At 53.3% G+C, this 15343-nt stretch carries 15 protein-coding genes; 4 read left to right on the top strand and 11 right to left on the bottom strand.

What is annotated here, in order from left to right; genetic code table 11:
* The first annotated feature begins 29 nt into the window (after positions 1-29).
* Positions 30-473, top strand: a complete 444-nt coding sequence (locus KDC22_RS01675; RefSeq protein WP_211721867.1) for an SMI1/KNR4 family protein — start codon at positions 30-32, stop codon at positions 471-473.
* A gap of 12 nt (positions 474-485) precedes the next feature.
* Here KDC22_RS01675 and KDC22_RS01670 read toward each other — a convergent pair whose 3' ends face one another.
* Complete coding sequence (locus tag KDC22_RS01670; protein WP_211721866.1) at positions 486-1067, bottom strand: TetR/AcrR family transcriptional regulator; 582 nt, start codon at positions 1065-1067, stop codon at positions 486-488.
* 267 nt (positions 1068-1334) lie between these two features.
* Between KDC22_RS01670 and KDC22_RS01665 the strand changes: the two genes are divergently transcribed.
* A complete protein-coding gene (locus KDC22_RS01665; RefSeq protein WP_211723858.1) occupies positions 1335-2492 on the top strand; it encodes an MFS transporter in 1158 nt (385 codons plus the stop codon).
* Here the strand turns inward: KDC22_RS01665 and KDC22_RS01660 are convergent.
* From KDC22_RS01660 to KDC22_RS01625, 8 genes are all read right to left on the bottom strand, one after another.
* Entirely contained in the window at positions 2455-3015 is a 561-nt protein-coding gene (locus tag KDC22_RS01660) for a hypothetical protein (protein WP_211721865.1), read from the bottom strand. The two genes, KDC22_RS01665 and KDC22_RS01660, sit on opposite strands and share 38 nt — an antisense overlap.
* A 497-nt stretch (positions 3016-3512) precedes the next feature.
* Entirely contained in the window at positions 3513-3893 is a 381-nt protein-coding gene (locus tag KDC22_RS01655) for a hypothetical protein (RefSeq protein ID WP_211721864.1), read from the bottom strand.
* Positions 3894-4087: 194 nt separating this feature from the next.
* Entirely contained in the window at positions 4088-4858 is a 771-nt protein-coding gene (locus KDC22_RS01650) for an SDR family oxidoreductase (protein ID WP_211721863.1), read from the bottom strand.
* Between the two features lie 85 nt (positions 4859-4943).
* A complete protein-coding gene (locus KDC22_RS01645; protein WP_173135204.1) occupies positions 4944-5768 on the bottom strand; it encodes a MerR family transcriptional regulator in 825 nt (274 codons plus the stop codon).
* Positions 5769-5822: 54 nt separating this feature from the next.
* Positions 5823-6215 (bottom strand): hypothetical protein, encoded by a 393-nt coding sequence (locus KDC22_RS01640; protein WP_246553630.1) that lies wholly within the window; start codon positions 6213-6215, stop codon positions 5823-5825.
* Complete coding sequence (locus tag KDC22_RS01635; protein WP_211721862.1) at positions 6215-6607, bottom strand: hypothetical protein; 393 nt, start codon at positions 6605-6607, stop codon at positions 6215-6217. Before KDC22_RS01635 ends, KDC22_RS01640 begins: the two co-directional genes overlap by 1 nt.
* A gap of 24 nt (positions 6608-6631) precedes the next feature.
* Complete coding sequence (locus KDC22_RS01630) at positions 6632-7669, bottom strand: S66 family peptidase (protein WP_211721861.1); 1038 nt, start codon at positions 7667-7669, stop codon at positions 6632-6634.
* Positions 7670-7760: 91 nt separating this feature from the next.
* Complete coding sequence (locus KDC22_RS01625; RefSeq protein ID WP_425516984.1) at positions 7761-8735, bottom strand: AI-2E family transporter; 975 nt, start codon at positions 8733-8735, stop codon at positions 7761-7763.
* Between the two features lie 277 nt (positions 8736-9012).
* On the opposite strand from KDC22_RS01625, the gene KDC22_RS01620 reads away from it, so the two are divergent.
* Positions 9013-9852, top strand: a complete 840-nt coding sequence (locus tag KDC22_RS01620) for an SDR family oxidoreductase (protein WP_173135216.1) — start codon at positions 9013-9015, stop codon at positions 9850-9852.
* Positions 9853-9954: 102 nt separating this feature from the next.
* On the opposite strand, the gene KDC22_RS01615 is transcribed toward KDC22_RS01620, so the two are convergent.
* Positions 9955-10401: a hypothetical protein gene (locus KDC22_RS01615; RefSeq protein ID WP_173135219.1), complete on the bottom strand. Its 447-nt coding sequence runs from the start codon at positions 10399-10401 to the stop codon at positions 9955-9957.
* Positions 10402-10608: 207 nt separating this feature from the next.
* Between KDC22_RS01615 and KDC22_RS01610 the strand changes: the two genes are divergently transcribed.
* A complete protein-coding gene (locus tag KDC22_RS01610; RefSeq protein WP_246553233.1) occupies positions 10609-12525 on the top strand; it encodes a glycosyltransferase family 2 protein in 1917 nt (638 codons plus the stop codon).
* A 110-nt stretch (positions 12526-12635) separates the two neighbouring features.
* Here the strand turns inward: KDC22_RS01610 and clpB are convergent, their stop codons facing one another.
* Positions 12636-15278: an ATP-dependent chaperone ClpB gene (gene clpB, locus KDC22_RS01605; protein ID WP_211721860.1), complete on the bottom strand. Its 2643-nt coding sequence runs from the start codon at positions 15276-15278 to the stop codon at positions 12636-12638.
* Positions 15279-15343: the final 65 nt, after the last annotated feature.

Genomic DNA, 15343 nt, shown 5'->3' with positions numbered 1-15343 from the left:
GGGATATCATACTTAATGGGGGAATTACTATGAATGATGCGCTGATGGAACGCTTGCACCTTTTTTTAACGCGAGAGGATAATCGGAGTCTGCTCGGCATACCGGCAACGGATGACCAGATCGCCGCGGCAGAGAAGGTGCTGGGTCTTTCACTGGATAGGGACTATGTCCGGTTCATTAAAAGCTTCGGCGGCGCTTATGCCGGGCTACCCGTATATGCCTTCAGCAACGCCTCCTCCATGGGACAGGGGCGCATCACTGAGTTAACGTTGTCCTTCCGCGAGGATTTCAAGGACACTCCTGCGGGAGCCATACTCGCACACAGCGTTGTATTCTCCATGGACGGCTCGGGCAATCCGATCCTGCTCGATCCCGAAGGCCGGGTGCTGCTCTGCGATCATGATACCGGAGAATACGAGGTTATTGCGGCGTCGTTCGCGGCGCTGATTGAAGAGAATTTTGCGGAGTGGTAAATAAACCCGATGTTACCTTAACAAGGTAAGGATCTCCTTCACGGAATTATCCACAAAGCTCCGTTCAGGACGGGATTTCATGAATACAGTAAGTCCGATTAGCGAGATCACCAGTGTCTGCGCCAGACCCTTAACATGAATATCCCGGTCAAGCTCACCTGAGCGCACTCCCCGTTCAATCGTTTCCTGGAATATTACCGAGAGGTACATCTGATGTTCTCTGGTTAAAATTTCAAATTTCTCATCATGCGGCGCCAGCTCCACCATTGAATTAATACAAAAGCAGCCCCAGTTGGGGCTTTTTGTATATTCCTTGGCCACCAGATTCTCAAAAAAAACACGGAATGCCTCTTTCACCGAAGCATTGCCTTGCAGAGTGGTCCGAATATGGGCTGCATGGGCACTCGTATATTTACGCAACGCCGCTTCAAATAACCCCTTTTTATCTCCGAACGCAGAGTATAGGCTTGGACGCTGAATCCCCATCCTTGAGGTCAAGTCGCTTAGGGAGGCTGCTTCAAATCCCTTTTCCCAGAATAGCTGCATAGCTGCATCCAGAGCCTTGTCCACATCAAATTCGCGTTGCCGGGCCACAGTAATTCCCCCTCTTTTCATATCGAACAGTATGTTATTAGTATTTTATTCTCTGAATTACATCCTGTCAAATGTGTGGAGCAGGCTAAAAATACAACTTGACATCTGACTTCTTGGCACTTTATATTAATCAGGACTATTATATACCGATCAGTATGTAATTTCACACATCTAACAAATCTAAATATAAGGAGGCGTTATCTTTTGGAACACATTGAACCTGCTCACAAGGAGCTGACCGCATCAGACACAACGGCCGCCCCCTTAATGTCCCGCAGAATTGCGCTCTTATTTGCGGTTGCTTGCGGAATGGCAGTGGCAAACATCTATTACGCGCAGCCCTTGCTGGACGCGATTGCACAAGAGTTCGGTATTACTCATTCATCCGTCGGCATTGTGATTACAATTACTCAGGTATGCTATACTCTTGGACTGCTGCTATTAGTGCCCCTCGGCGATTTATTGAACAGACGCTGGCTGATCACCGGACAGATGCTATTATCTGTGTTGGCCTTGATTGTGGTTGGCACTGCCCCCACCGGCATAGTGTTATTCATCGGGATAGCTGCGGTTGGACTACTCGCCGTGGTGACACAGACGCTGGTTGCCTTCGCGGCAACGCTGGCGGCCCCGGCCGAACGCGGGCGTACGGTCGGTGTTGTGACAAGTGGAATCGTCATTGGCATTCTGCTGGCGCGAACGTTCTCAGGTGTATTAACCGACGTGGCCGGTTGGCGTTCTGTCTACCTGGTCTCCGCGGTGTTCACATTAATCATGGTCTGTGTACTGCTTAGGATACTGCCGCAGGATCAGTCTAAAAGAGAATCACTATCCTACCTGCAGCTGCTCCGCTCGCTGTTCACTCTGTTCGCAGAGGAACGAATCCTGCGAATCCGTGCTGTGCTGGCCCTGATGATTTTTACCGTGTTCAGTATATTCTGGACTTCCCTGGTGCTGCCTCTCAGCGCTCCGCCGCTGTCTCTCTCGCATACTGCGATTGGAGCGTTTGGCCTCGCCGGAGTTGCCGGAGCCTTAGCCGCAGCACGGGCAGGACGTCTTGCCGATCAGGGTTTAGGGCAGAGGACCACAGGTGTGGCCTTGATTCTGTTGCTTCTATCCTGGCTGCCCATCCGGTATACGGAGCACTCGCTGATCGCATTAGTCGTTGGTATTGTCCTTCTTGACCTGGCGGTACAAGCCGTGCATGTCACCAACCAAAGCATGATCCTTAATGTGCGCCCTGAGGCACGCAGCAGGCTTACTGCCGGCTACATGGTTTTCTATTCCATTGGCAGCGCCACGGGAGCAATTGCATCTACCACTATCTATGCTTACGCAGGCTGGAACGGAGTGTGCTTGTTAGGTGCAGCCGTAAGTGCTCTGGCTCTTATATTCTGGGTAATGACCCGTCGCGGTATTTATTAACCGGTTCATCGTTCCAGATATGCGCTTCGATATACCGTTCAGGGCCGTATTGGCCGTCATTGTTCCAGGTCTGCGGCAACCCGTACTTTTCAATGATGGTTAGAATCTCGTCATAGGTATATAGCGTATGCCTGTATTCTTTTCCGTCGTTCACCTTCGGGCTGAATGTCGGCATGGAGTCGCCGTATGTAAATGAAATCGTGTTTCGTTCAAATTCTTCAATGGGAATCTTTATACATGCGCTATGTTCAAACCAGGTGCTTAACCACGGACTGTGTTCAACTACCATATAGTGCGGGGTTGGTCTTTTTACAAGCCCCCCTTTTCTCTTGAATTCCGTCCGTATAATTTGTTCACAATGGCGCCGGTACTCCACATATGTATCCTGTCTTTGTGCGCTTTGGGAACCGGGCTTGGTCTGTTTAATCGTCTCCAGCACTGCTTGTGCCTGATCAACGGGCAAGTCGGATAAACTGACAAATGGTCCCACCGATTCATCAAAATAATGATATAGAAACATCATTTCCCCCTCCAGACATGAAAGAAGAAAGAAACGAAGCGCGGTGTCTTCATTTCTTCCTTCTCTGATTGTGTGAATTTTGCCCAATTTAAACATGAAGCTTCGCCGTCATTGCGGGGAACATTGGAACTTCCGGCCGGTGACAAAGGCGGTCGCTACCGCTCCTACAGTTCCAAATTCCCCCTCCGCTTCTTTCGCTTTACGTTATCAAGCTGCGTTCGAAGCGATCATTCAGGGATAGTTGTATTCTGTGCAGTTAAAAACAGTGAAAAGGAAGGCTCGCCTCTTATAACTGTAGTCTGTACAACTAAATCTGCCCGAATAGGTGAAAACCAAGGTACAGATGCTTTTTAATTGTACGAAATACAGCTAAACAGATATTCGCCGGTACATCAGACAATTTAGGTGTACAGAGTACAATTAAGCATACCATGTGCACCTTCATCGGGGCACGGCAAACCGGCTCATCACCGGAAGCATCGCGCACCTTCGCTATTAAGCTATATCCACGCGTCGAAGTGGCCGTCAGCATCTACCGTCGCCGTCCGGGGATCGGTCAGGCCGATGCCCTTGAAGCCGCCCTTACCCTCCGCCTGCCAGGGCGGGGTATGGTCTTGGAGCGGGGGAGCGGGTACCAATGAAGCCGAGGCGGTACTCCCGCTTTTCTGTACCAGGTGGGCCTCCAGCTGCCGTATTTGCCGCTGTAGCTGCTCCCGGCGATACGGAGTCTGCATCTCTCCGCCCTGCGCCGCATTCACCTTGTCCAGCTCCATCAGCAGCCGGTTCCGCTGCTTCTCCAGAGAACTGACATCGCTCTGTGTGCTGCCGTAAGCTTGAATAGCCTGTACCCCGCTGACTCCTGATACTGTCTGTGCCGCCATGATTGGCCCCTCCGTTTCCTTGGCTCCCGTTCCAAATTAAGCCAATTCCAAAGTTCTAATCATTTCTATTACCCATTCGGCCCGGCAATGACAACAGTCAGAACCCATATTGAATAATAATCGTCGTATAGTCTCATTCGGCCGTTTGTTCTGCCATACCAAAGACCTACCCGGAAAACAAAATTAGATCAGTTTTACAAATGTGATCCACCGGTCGCATCGATCATTTGTCCCGTTATCCACCGGCCGTCAGGTGACGCCGTGAAGGCGACAATGTCTGCGATATCCGAAGGCTCGCCGACCCGACCAAGTGCCGACATCTCTACCGCAGACAAACGGCCATCGGGCGTGTGCAGCCACGACGAATTGACTTCAGTATCAATTATACCGGGCAAGACAGCGTTGACAGTAATACCCCGCGGACCCAGAAGCTGAGCCAGGTGTAGGGTGAATGTATTTAGTGCACCTTTGGTTAGGTTGTAGGCCATGATATGCGGATAGGCAATTCGTGTCACTCCAGATGAGATATTGATAATGCGCCCTCCGTCTCTAAGACGTCCGATCGATTGCTGGACGAGGAAGAACGGCGCCTTGACGTTGACAGCGAACAGCCGATCAAAGTCCTCTTCACCCGTCTCTTCAAATGATGGGGATGTGCCGATACCGGCATTGTTAATTAAGATATCAAAATGGTTAATGCCAGTTCTGCGGATAAGTTCCTCATCCAAACCCTGAAGAAGCCGATCGACCCCCTCCAGAGAATCCAACTCGGCACAAATGGCAAAAGCCGTACCTCCCGCTGCTTCGATCGTAGAAACCGTCTCTGCCGCCGCATCCTTCCGTGTACCATAATGTACAGCGACTAGAGCACCTTCAGCGGCGAGACGCAGCGCGATCGCTCTCCCTATCCCTCGGCTGGCTCCTGTAACGACTGCGATTCGACCTTCCAAACGCTTTAATTTCATGTAGATCCACTCCTTATAATGGGTTGATCCCATCATAAACCCTCCTCATAAGGGGAGAGTCAAGGAATGGACTCTACTCTATTCTTCAGACTCGTTCAACCGGCACGATCGCCTCTGCTAAACGTAGCTGACCATACATATCTTTGTCCGACGTCAGATAAATCTCCCGAACCGGTATCGTCTCAAGTGGCCGGTAACCCGTACCAGCAATCCAAGCCCGCAGCGTCTCGCTTGCCCTGCAATTATCCTTATACGGGTCACATTGATGCGTGTAAGAGGCTGCTTCCTTTATGCCAGGCATTTGGTGAATCTTCACCCTGCCGCTATTAGGAAGCGATTTTGAGACAGGCATAGCGACCTCAATGTCCGAGGGGTCTTCATCGCGATCGCTCCTCCGATGCCAGACAATTGTCATCTCACCGTCCGGCTCTTCCCCATGTGAGCGGACATACTGCTTCAGTTCATCGAGCAACAGACACAGTTGGTTTTTGGGAAGAGTCTCGCGGACGTAAGCGACGAGAACCGGATCAACGCTACGCACCAAGAACGTTCCTTCCTCCGCAACCGCCTCATTCCGTTCAATCCGTACGAGTCGTTCATCGATCACCGTAATTTGTCGCTGAGCCTCTTGGATCTGGCGCTCCAGCTCCTTTCGTTTCTCAAGCAACGTGCGCTCCGCTTTAGTCAGAGAGTCGGTTCCGGTGAGCATCGGCCGTATCTTCTCAAGGGTTAAACCCTGCTCTTTGAAACCGGCGATACGACGGATCGTTAGCAGTTGCTCCGCAGTATAAAAACGGTATCCCGATTCTTCGTCCACATGAGCGGGCTTTAACAAGCTGAGTTCATCATAGTGGCGTAATGTCTTCACAGTCACGCCGCTCAGTTTCGCAAACGCCCCAATTTTGAACATCCTAAATCCCCTTATGTGAATTATTTTCCCAGTTGATTCTTATTTCTCCGAGCATTATTTAGAAGCCATGTTCCACTTCATAAACAGATTAATATCCTCAATCGAATCGGTTATTCTCCAGCTATACTCGTGATTTTCTCTGAGTTCTCTAAGTACAATGGGTTTAACGATGTGTTTTTCCAGCTGTCCTTTGGTTCTCGCGATATACGCAAACCCCAAAACAGCATTGGCTCTAACGCCTGAAGATTCGTGGTTCGAAAGTTGAACGCAAACGTCTTGGGCAAATTTCCAGTTGGGGTGATTCTCACCTACTGATAGCGGAAGGATGAGAAGCTCCTCCAGTTGATTTCTATTTAGAACGTTCATAACTTCTTCAGACGAGAGGTTATCGAGTGGTTGGTATGTCCGTTTATTGTCCATGTACTCATCCTGTTCCTTAAGCTTCATCAATCAGGGAAAATGATTTCGCCGTCATCGCTGCTAACATTAAAAAATCCCACCTTGTACTCTACAGCCAAACTTCGCATGGTAGTATAGGCTTCTTCGGCTACAGAATAAGCGAAAGCCGCATAGATGACGTCGGTGCCCAGCGAGTAGTCGGTTAACCGGTTGTCCGTTCCGGCTTCCTCCATAGCTTCAAAAACTTCCTCATCCACATTCATATTGGGAAAATGCTCCGATAGCTTACTGTACATGCGCTGCAGCGGCTCCGAGCAGACCAACGGATTATTATATTCATGATCTTCCGACCACTGTACTTGCTGCTCGAACCAAGCCATAAACTCTTTCTTGTCCCTTGGTGCACTGGACGGCTCAAAAATTATCAGATCATAGCTCATATGAAGTCCTCCTAGGTCGATTAGTCAACTCCGAAAATACTGTGTAATCCTTCCTCTGCCGCTCTGGTCCCCGCTCTCTGATCCAGCTACTTCCACCTCTGCAAAAGCTCCATTCACCAGCGTAACCTGCGGCGGCAGATGGCCGCAGTCGATGTCATACACAATCGGCAGTCCCAGCTCGACAGCCAGCTCCTGGTACACATCCTCTACGGTGTAATTCTCCACAGGGCGGTTAGCTGCGCTGCGGCCGAACATCAGGCCCGAGCAATGCTCGAACCATCCGGCCAGCTTCATCTGCACCAGAGATCTGCGCAGATCCGTCACCGCCAGCTCACAGTTCTCCAGATACCACAGGATAGGCTCATTCTGGATGAAATGCTGCTGGAAATGCTGCACATCCCCATACGGCGTGCCGATGAGATGCCGGATCACGTCGATGCAGCCGCCCAGCAGGCGGCCCTGCATGGTTATTGTCTGACGGCCTACCGTCTTCCAGCTAGTTGTTTCGGTAAGATTGAACACATGGGGTGAAGGCTCGCCGCCCCCCCATTCCAGCTGATACTGTTCCGAGGAATGCTGAACGACGGACCCGCCGCTTGGGGTAGACAATACTTGTTCCCACATGGCCGTCACGCTGTCCGTCTCTGCTCCACGCAGATCAATGAAGTTCGTGCCGTGGGCAGTAGCAATGCCTGTCTGCAGAGTTACCGCCAGCAGCAGCACACTGATATCGGAATAGCCTAGAATCCATTTACATTTCATCTGCCCGAAGTCCACCTGCTCCAGCATCTCGATCAGCAGCTCTCCGCCCCATGGAGGGGCTACCAGCCCGATGCGCTCGTCAGCCATCATCCCGTTGAATTCAGCCGCACGCACGCTGGCCGGGGCAGACTTGGCCTTCTCCTGCGTCCATGCCGTGGCTCCGCACTCTACGCCATAACCTTGCTTCTGCAGCCGCACACAGGCAAGCTCAAGCAGTTCACGAAGCTCCTCCCCCACTCCCGATGAAGGGGCTGTTACACCAATTACTGTCTTTTTGTCTAAAACCGGATATCTGATCATCTTGTAGTTCCTCCTGCTTGTTTAATATTAAAAAAGTGATACCCAAACCTTAGCAGTCTGAATATCACTTATGCTGTTTATAGATGTAGAATCAGGCTTTTTCCTTATCCCGGTTGATATCCAGAATATCCAGGAAGAAGACAAAGATAGGAATCCCCAGAATCAGTCCCCATACGCCGATATAATGCTCGGAGAACAGCAGCACGACTAAGGTGTAGAACATCGGCAGGTTCATTTTGGAGGACATCAGCTTCGGGTTAAGGAAGTATCCCTCTATGACATGCAGTACAGCAATCATCGCCAGAATATAGACCGTCATGATCAGTCCGCCGGTGCTGTAGCCGATGATGCATAGCGGAATCAGCGAAATAACGAAGCCGACGACCGGAATTAAGCTGAGCATGAAGATCATAATGGAGAGGGCAAAGAGATACGGGAAGGGTTCGAAGAAGAAGCCCAGAATCCATAACCCCACAACTGTAAACAAGGTATTGAACAACGCAATCAGGATCTGTGCTTCAATCACTTTGCCGAAGGAGGCTATAAATTTCCTGCCGAAGTACTCCAGTTCTACATAGAACCAGGAGATCTTGCTGTCTCTCAGGCGTGAGGTGAAGCTGACGATTCTGTTCTTCTCCAGGATGAACACCAGACTTAGAATCGTCGATAAGACGAAGGTCGTTCCCCAGTTGCTGATCTTGAAGATGTATTCGATCCCTTGATTCAGGTAGCTCTGGTAGTTCAGTTCCTTGACCGTATTGAACAAATACTGCATAATCTCATTCTGCGGAATATCATCAGAGGTTAGTGTGCCGAGAAATGCGGTTAACTGCTTGATCTGCGAGAATACCTTGGGCAGATATTTGACCAGCGCAAGTACAATCATGGTGATGAGCGCCAGATACAATATAATGATAATGACCTTGCTGTTCACCTTCACAAATTTGCCGATCCGTTTGCTCAGCAGCACCTGAAAACTGTTCATTACGTAGGCGATCAGGAAGGTCAGCAGCACGAGATTAAGCATGTCTCTAATACTGTACAGCAGCAGTCCTATCAGTGCCAAAATCAAGAAGCGACGGACTGTTAAATTTGCAATATAACGCTTGAATACATCCATTGTTCCCTTGTTCCTCTCCATTCGCTGGCGATTAGGATTTTTTATTATAGTGTACCGTACCGAAAACAAATATAGCAACTTCGGCACCGCCCAATTCTGCGAAAAAACAAACTTTATGTCATCTTACCGGAATTTCCTCTGCTATATGCTATAATATGGGCAAAATTGTATAAGTTTAACGTGTGAAGGCTATAGATTTCAAATAAATGGAGGCTGTATTCTTATGAAACAAGTTATCTGTATTACCGGGGCTTCCTCGGGCATCGGCCTCGCAACCGCCATGAAGTTCGCACAGGAAGGCTGGGCCGTCTATGCCGGGACCCGCCATCTGGAGCGCGAGCAGGAGCGGTACCGTGATGTGGACGGTCTGCAGTTCGTAGAGCTGGAGGTCACTCAGCCGGAGAGCATTCAGCAGGTCATGGACCGGATTGAACAGGAACAGGGCAAGCTTGATGTCTTGTTCTGCAATGCGGGGTTCGGCTACCTTAGAGCGCTCGGGCAGGCGCCGTTCCCTGAGATCCAGGATGTCTTCGACACCAACGTGTACGGGGTTATGCATACGATCAGGGCCGCACTGCCACTGCTGCGCAAGACCGGTTACGGCCATATTGTGGCGACCTCCAGTGTCGGCGGACTGATTGGCCAACCGATGAATGAGATCTACTGTGCCAGCAAATTCGCGGTGGAAGGGCTGCTGGAGAGTCTGGCAACCTATTACAAGCCGCAGTTCAATATCGACATCACTCTGCTTGAACCCGGGGCCATCGCTACTGAATTCAACAACACCGTGCTGGGGCATGTGGCTAGCACCGGCGGCATCCTCGAAGACGAATATAAGGCGGTCCTCGATGCCTATAGAGGAACGTTCCTGGAGCGGAATGTAGAGCCGCAGACTGCGGAATCCGTAGCGGATGTCATGTGGGAGCTGGTCCGGCTGGAGACCAAGCCGCTGCGCCTGCGCACCTCGGAGCGGGCCGAAGAATTCGTCGCGCGCAAGGTCAGCACAGACCCTACCGGACTGGACGGAGTGCTGAGCACCCGCCGAATCCAGTTGAATATGTAATCACTACGGCCCCTATAGAATATAGAAGAAGCCCTGTCCACCTAGCGACAGGGCTTCTTCTATATATGGGGAACCGGAATATCCTTCACCCCTTCTCGGCTCCTAACGCTGAATGGGCTTGATCAAGTACGTTCCAGCGCTGCCATCCGAGGCAGAACCGCCGGTAATCTCCCAGCCGTAGGACAATACCTTCTGCAGCCGGATGCTCTCAGCCTCCGTCAATTCTGCCTCCACGGCTTCCTGGCCTTCCGCAAGCTCCAGCTTCGCTTCGATTCCGAGTGCAACAGCAATCCAGGTGCGGATACCACGGATGGTATTATATTTGATCTGATAGCCCTCCAAGACAGCCTGGCGGAACAATTCCGGCTGTTCATCGGCAAGTGCAGAAAGCTGCCCATAGTCGAACCCGTATTCACTCTCATCCGCCGGCAGATCCTTTTCCCCTACCCGGCGCAGCAGTTCTTCGTCAGACCCGCTCAGCGAACGCAGCGATTCCAGCAGCAGGGCATCCCATTGCGATAGCTTCACCTTATTCTGTACATCTCCCATGATATAACCTCCCTTTAAGCGGTATTGTACAACAGCCTTCGGGCAGACAGCAATCCAGGTGTTCTCACGCAAGCAGCTATTTATTTCGGGGAATGAGGGTTAATCAGTTACTTCTCTAAATATATTGAATACATATAATTCATATCAACTATTCACGAATCCAAGGGGATGTTCTATCATGTTGAGCTTATTCTGGAGTGGCCTGCTATGAATTCAAAAAGAATCCGGGTGCTGCTGGGCAGCCCGATCCATCAGAAACCGGCAATCCTGGAGCAATTCCTGAACTCTCTGCTGCGCCTGAACTTAGGGCATATTGATCTGGATTACTATCTTATAGACGATAACCAGGATGAAGCCTCCAGTGAGCTGCTGCAGCAGTTCGCCAGCCAAAGCGGCCGTTCCGTCTTCCTGCAAGCCTCCGGCTATCGTGATGACTATATCCGGGATGAGAACACCCATGTCTGGCATTCCAGTCTGGTCTGGAAGGTGGCCGGCTTCAAGAATCTGATGATCCGGCGGGCGGAGGCCTTCGGCTATGACTACCTGTTCCTGATCGATTCCGATCTCATTCTTCATCCGGGTACGCTGCTGCATCTGATCAGTACAGGTAAGGACATTATCTCCGAAATATTCTGGACTAAGTGGCAGCCTAATACGCTTATGCAGCCGCAGGTCTGGATGCATGACGAATACAACCAGTGGGAAGTTCTCCCAGGAGAACAACTCTCGCCTGAAGAGATCCGGCGCCGCTTCTACGCATTTCTGCTGAGAATGCAGCAGCCCGGAGTCTACGAGGTCGGCGGACTTGGCGCCTGCACGCTGATCAGCAGCCGGGCCATCGGGTCCGGCGTCAGCTACGACCGGGTCCCCAACATCTCCTACTGGGGAGAGGACCGCCATTTCTGCATCCGTGCAGCGGCCCTCGGCCTTCCGCTGTTCGTGGACACCCATTTCCCAGCGCTGCATCTCTACAGAGACAGCGATCTGGACCTGGTGGCAGAGTTCATCCGGCTGACATCGGACGCGGAGACCGCTATAGCTGAGGAGGAGTCCGCTGACGACTCCGAAGCACCGGGGGGTCAGGCTGGAGCGGAGCCAGCCGGAGCGCACGGGGCAGCCGGCGCGGATCTGACCGGCGATGCAGAGGCTGCACCCGCTGACAAAAGGGTGCAGGAGGCAGGAGCAGAGTGGGAAGCACTCTGGACGCAGGCCGAGGCCCGGCGGCGCTTGTCCAAGGAGCCGGACGGGGACGACGATACTGGCGGTGCGGCTCTGGAAGCTGCTGAAGCAGACAGGGCAGAGAAGCCAGATCCGGCAGCAGGCGGGGACGGCTCCGGGGAAGCAGCCTCTGAGAGACTGCAAGCCGCTCCCCGAGAGGTTGCCGCCCCGGCAGTGGCACCGGCCATAGCCCTGGCCGCTGCTGCCCCCCGGCCCAAGCTGACCCTCACCATGATTGTCAAGAATGAAGGCTCACGGTTTCTGCGGCAGGTCCTTCTGGAACACCGCAAATATATTGATGAAGCGGTCATCATCGACGACGGTAGTACGGATGACACGGCAGACATCTGCCGCGAGGTCCTTCAGGGTATTCCGCTTCATCTGATCTGCAATCCTGTCTCCAAATTCCACCATGAATCGGAGCTGCGCAAGCAGCAGTGGGATGCGGTGGTAGCCACCCGTCCAGAGTGGATTCTCAATCTGGATGCGGATGAGATGTTTGAAGACCGGTTCCCGGAAGAAGTGGATTCTCTGCTGCGCACGGACAATTGCGAATTATTCTGCTTCCGGCTCTACGATTTCTGGAGTGAGACCCATTACCGTGAGGATCTCTACTGGCGGGCACACTTCAGCTACCGGCCGTTCCTGCTCCGCTACCGGGAGAACTTCAACTATCTATGGAACAACCTCCCGCAGCATTGCGGGCGGCTGCCGGAGAATATTTTTGAGTTGCGCCATCAGTTAAGCAACCTGCGTCTGAAGCATCTCGGCTGGTCGAAGCCGGAATACCGCGAGCAGAAATATTTACGCTATATGCAGCTGGACCCGAACGGACAATACGGCTGGAAGGAGCAGTATGAGTCTATCCTTGACCCGCAGCCTTATCTGGTGCCCTGGAAAGAATAAAATCCCTTATATTTCAAAGAAAAAGCGCTCCAGCCTTAAGCTTAAGGCGGAACGCTTTTTCTTGGATTTGCAGCAGCCCTCTGCTGTGGAGACAGTGGTCTGACCCCAGGTTACACGGAGCTTACTGTCTCCGCGGGCTCCGGTCTCGTGATCTGCACGGTCAATTCGCCGCCAGTTTCATCCACCGCCATCACTGAGCCTTCCTCTGCTTCTCCGGCAATCAGCGCCCGCGCCACCCGGGTCTCCAGGCTGCGCTGGATGAACCGCTTCAGCGGTCTGGCACCGTAGACGGAATCGAAGCCTTCCTCGGCAATGAAGCGGACCGCCCGGTCACTCAGCGTGAGGCCGATATTCCGCTCTGCCAATCGCAGGCGCAGGCCGTTCGCCAGCTTCACCACGATCTGCTGGGTCTCATCCAGCGTCAGCGGCTTGAACATTACAATATCGTCTACCCGGTTGAGGAACTCTGGACGGAAGTGGCCGCTAAGCTCCTTCATCACCCGGTCCTTGACGGCTTCCGTCAGTTCGCCATTGTCGTCCGTGCCTTGAATCAGATGCGGCGAGCCGATATTGGAGGTCATAATGATGATCGTATTCTTGAAGTCAACCACCCGGCCCTGCGAGTCGGTCAGCCGCCCGTCATCCAGCAGCTGCAGAAGAATATTGAACACATCGGGATGAGCCTTCTCCACCTCATCGAGCAGTACCACCGTGTAGGGCTGGCGGCGTACCGCTTCCGTCAGCTGGCCTCCTTCTTCATAGCCGACATATCCCGGAGGCGCGCCCACCAGGCGGGAGACACTATGCTTCTCCATATACTCGGACATGTCGATACGGATCATGCCGTCCTCGCGGTCGAATAGCGATACCGCCAGCGCTTTGGCCAGCTCGGTCTTCCCGACACCGGTCGGCCCCAGGAACAGGAACGAGCCAATGGGGCGGTTCGGGTCCTTGATCCCGGCTCTTGCCCGGAGTACAGCGTCCGCCACCAGCCGGACGGCCTCCTCCTGCCCGACCACCCGTTCATGCAGCGTATCCTCCAGCCGCAGCAGCTTATCGCGCTCGCCTTCCACCAGTCTGCTTACCGGAACTCCGGTCCAGCGGGAGACAATATCGGCGATCTCCTCCTCTGTCACCGCTTCACGCAGCAGCCGGGTCTCCTGATCCTGCTGTGCCGCTTCCTCCGCAGCCTTCAGCTGCCGCTCCAGATCAGGAATAATGCCGTAGCTTAATTCTGCTGACTTATTAAGATCGTAGATCTCCTGGGCATCGACCAGGTCTTTGCGGGCCTGCTCTAACATCTTTTTCAGCTCGCGGATGCCCTGAATCGCCGACTTCTCCTTCTCCCAGCGGACGGTCATGCCCAGATGCTTCTCCTTGAGGTCCGCCAGCTCCCGCTGGAGAAGCTCCAGACGGCGTCCGCTGGCCTCGTCGGTTTCTTTCTTGAGCGCGGCTTCCTCAATCTCCATCTGCATCAGACGGCGGGTCACCTCGTCCATCTCACCTGGCATGGAGTCAATCTCCGTGCGGATCATCGCACAGGCTTCATCCACCAGGTCAATCGCCTTATCCGGCAGGAACCGGTCCGTAATATAGCGGTTCGATAATACGCCCGCTGCGACCAGGGCGCTGTCATGGATTTTGACCCCGTGATGCACCTCGAAGCGTTCCTTGAGGCCGCGCAGGATCGAAATGGTATCCTCCACATCCGGCTCGCTGACCAGCACCTGCTGGAAGCGGCGTTCGAGCGCCGGGTCTTTCTCGATGTATTTGCGGTATTCATCCAGCGTCGTCGCCCCGATACAGTGCAGCTCTCCCCGGGCCAGCATGGGCTTCAGCATGTTGCCCGCGTCCATGGCTCCCTCGGTCTTGCCCGCACCGACAATCGTATGCAGCTCATCAATGAACAGAATAATCCGTCCGTCGCTCTCGCGGATTTCCTTCAGCACGGCCTGGAGCCGCTCCTCGAATTCCCCGCGGTATTTGGCCCCAGCAATCAGGGCACTCATATCCAGCGAGAAAATGGTCTTGTCCTTCAGCCCCTCCGGCACATCCCGGCGGACAATCCGGTGGGCCAGCCCTTCGACAATCGCAGTTTTGCCGACACCCGGTTCCCCGATCAGCACGGGGTTGTTCTTGGTCTTGCGGGAGAGGATACGGATCACCCGGCGGATCTCGGCATCGCGTCCGATCACCGGATCAATCTTGCCTGCCCGCACCTCGGCTACAAGATCGCGGCCGTACTTCTCCAGCACCTCATAGGTGGCTTCCGGCTCGCGGCTGGTCACCCGCTGGTGCCCGCGGATCTCCGCCAGCACCTCTAATAGCTTCTCCCGGGTAATCCCCCGGCTTGTGAACAAGCCGCGCAGCTCGCGGTTCCCGCTGCCGGAGTCCGAGACCATCGCCAGCACGGCATGCTCTACGGCCACGAATTCGTCCTGCATCTTCGCCGCTTCCTGCTCTGCCTGCTCCAGCATAGCGATCAGCGCGGGCGAAGCATAACGCCGCATCGTGCCCGCCCCGCTTCCGCTTACACTGGGCTTCCGCTGCAGCAGCGTCTCCGTATCCTGCAGCAGTCCGGCAGCGGGAATATTCATCTTCTGCAGCAGCCGCGGCAGCAGACCTTCATGCTGCTGAAGCAGCGCCTTCAGCAGATGGAGATTGTCAATCTCCTGATGCCCGCCGGAAGCAGCCAGCGACTGGGCGTCTGCAACAGCTTCCTGCAGCTTCTGGGTAAGCTTATTGAAATCCATAGGATCATCGCCTTTCCATTCATTTATGCTGCTGCAGCCCCAGCCGCAGCATTCCATATGTCAGT

The organism is Paenibacillus tritici (assembly GCF_018207515.1).
GTDB classification, from domain to species: domain Bacteria; phylum Bacillota; class Bacilli; order Paenibacillales; family Paenibacillaceae; genus Paenibacillus_AQ; species Paenibacillus_AQ tritici.
This window is presented reverse-complemented; position numbering and strand designations above follow the sequence as displayed.

What these genes read in the sequence shown, in the direction of transcription:
- KDC22_RS01675 (WP_211721867.1), top strand. Translation starts at nt 30, where the DNA reads ATGAATGATGCGCTGATGGAACGCTTGCACCTTTTTTTAACGCGAGAG.
- KDC22_RS01665 (WP_211723858.1), top strand. Translation starts at nt 1,335, where the DNA reads ATGTCCCGCAGAATTGCGCTCTTATTTGCGGTTGCTTGCGGAATGGCA.
- KDC22_RS01660 (WP_211721865.1), bottom strand. Translation starts at nt 3,015, where the DNA reads ATGATGTTTCTATATCATTATTTTGATGAATCGGTGGGACCATTTGTC.
- KDC22_RS01655 (WP_211721864.1), bottom strand. Translation starts at nt 3,893, where the DNA reads ATGGCGGCACAGACAGTATCAGGAGTCAGCGGGGTACAGGCTATTCAA.
- KDC22_RS01650 (WP_211721863.1), bottom strand. Translation starts at nt 4,858, where the DNA reads ATGAAATTAAAGCGTTTGGAAGGTCGAATCGCAGTCGTTACAGGAGCC.
- KDC22_RS01645 (WP_173135204.1), bottom strand. Translation starts at nt 5,768, where the DNA reads ATGTTCAAAATTGGGGCGTTTGCGAAACTGAGCGGCGTGACTGTGAAG.
- KDC22_RS01640 (WP_246553630.1), bottom strand. Translation starts at nt 6,215, where the DNA reads ATGAAGCTTAAGGAACAGGATGAGTACATGGACAATAAACGGACATAC.
- KDC22_RS01635 (WP_211721862.1), bottom strand. Translation starts at nt 6,607, where the DNA reads ATGAGCTATGATCTGATAATTTTTGAGCCGTCCAGTGCACCAAGGGAC.
- KDC22_RS01630 (WP_211721861.1), bottom strand. Translation starts at nt 7,669, where the DNA reads ATGATCAGATATCCGGTTTTAGACAAAAAGACAGTAATTGGTGTAACA.
- KDC22_RS01620 (WP_173135216.1), top strand. Translation starts at nt 9,013, where the DNA reads ATGAAACAAGTTATCTGTATTACCGGGGCTTCCTCGGGCATCGGCCTC.
- KDC22_RS01615 (WP_173135219.1), bottom strand. Translation starts at nt 10,401, where the DNA reads ATGGGAGATGTACAGAATAAGGTGAAGCTATCGCAATGGGATGCCCTG.
- KDC22_RS01610 (WP_246553233.1), top strand. Translation starts at nt 10,609, where the DNA reads ATGAATTCAAAAAGAATCCGGGTGCTGCTGGGCAGCCCGATCCATCAG.
- clpB (WP_211721860.1), bottom strand. Translation starts at nt 15,278, where the DNA reads ATGGATTTCAATAAGCTTACCCAGAAGCTGCAGGAAGCTGTTGCAGAC.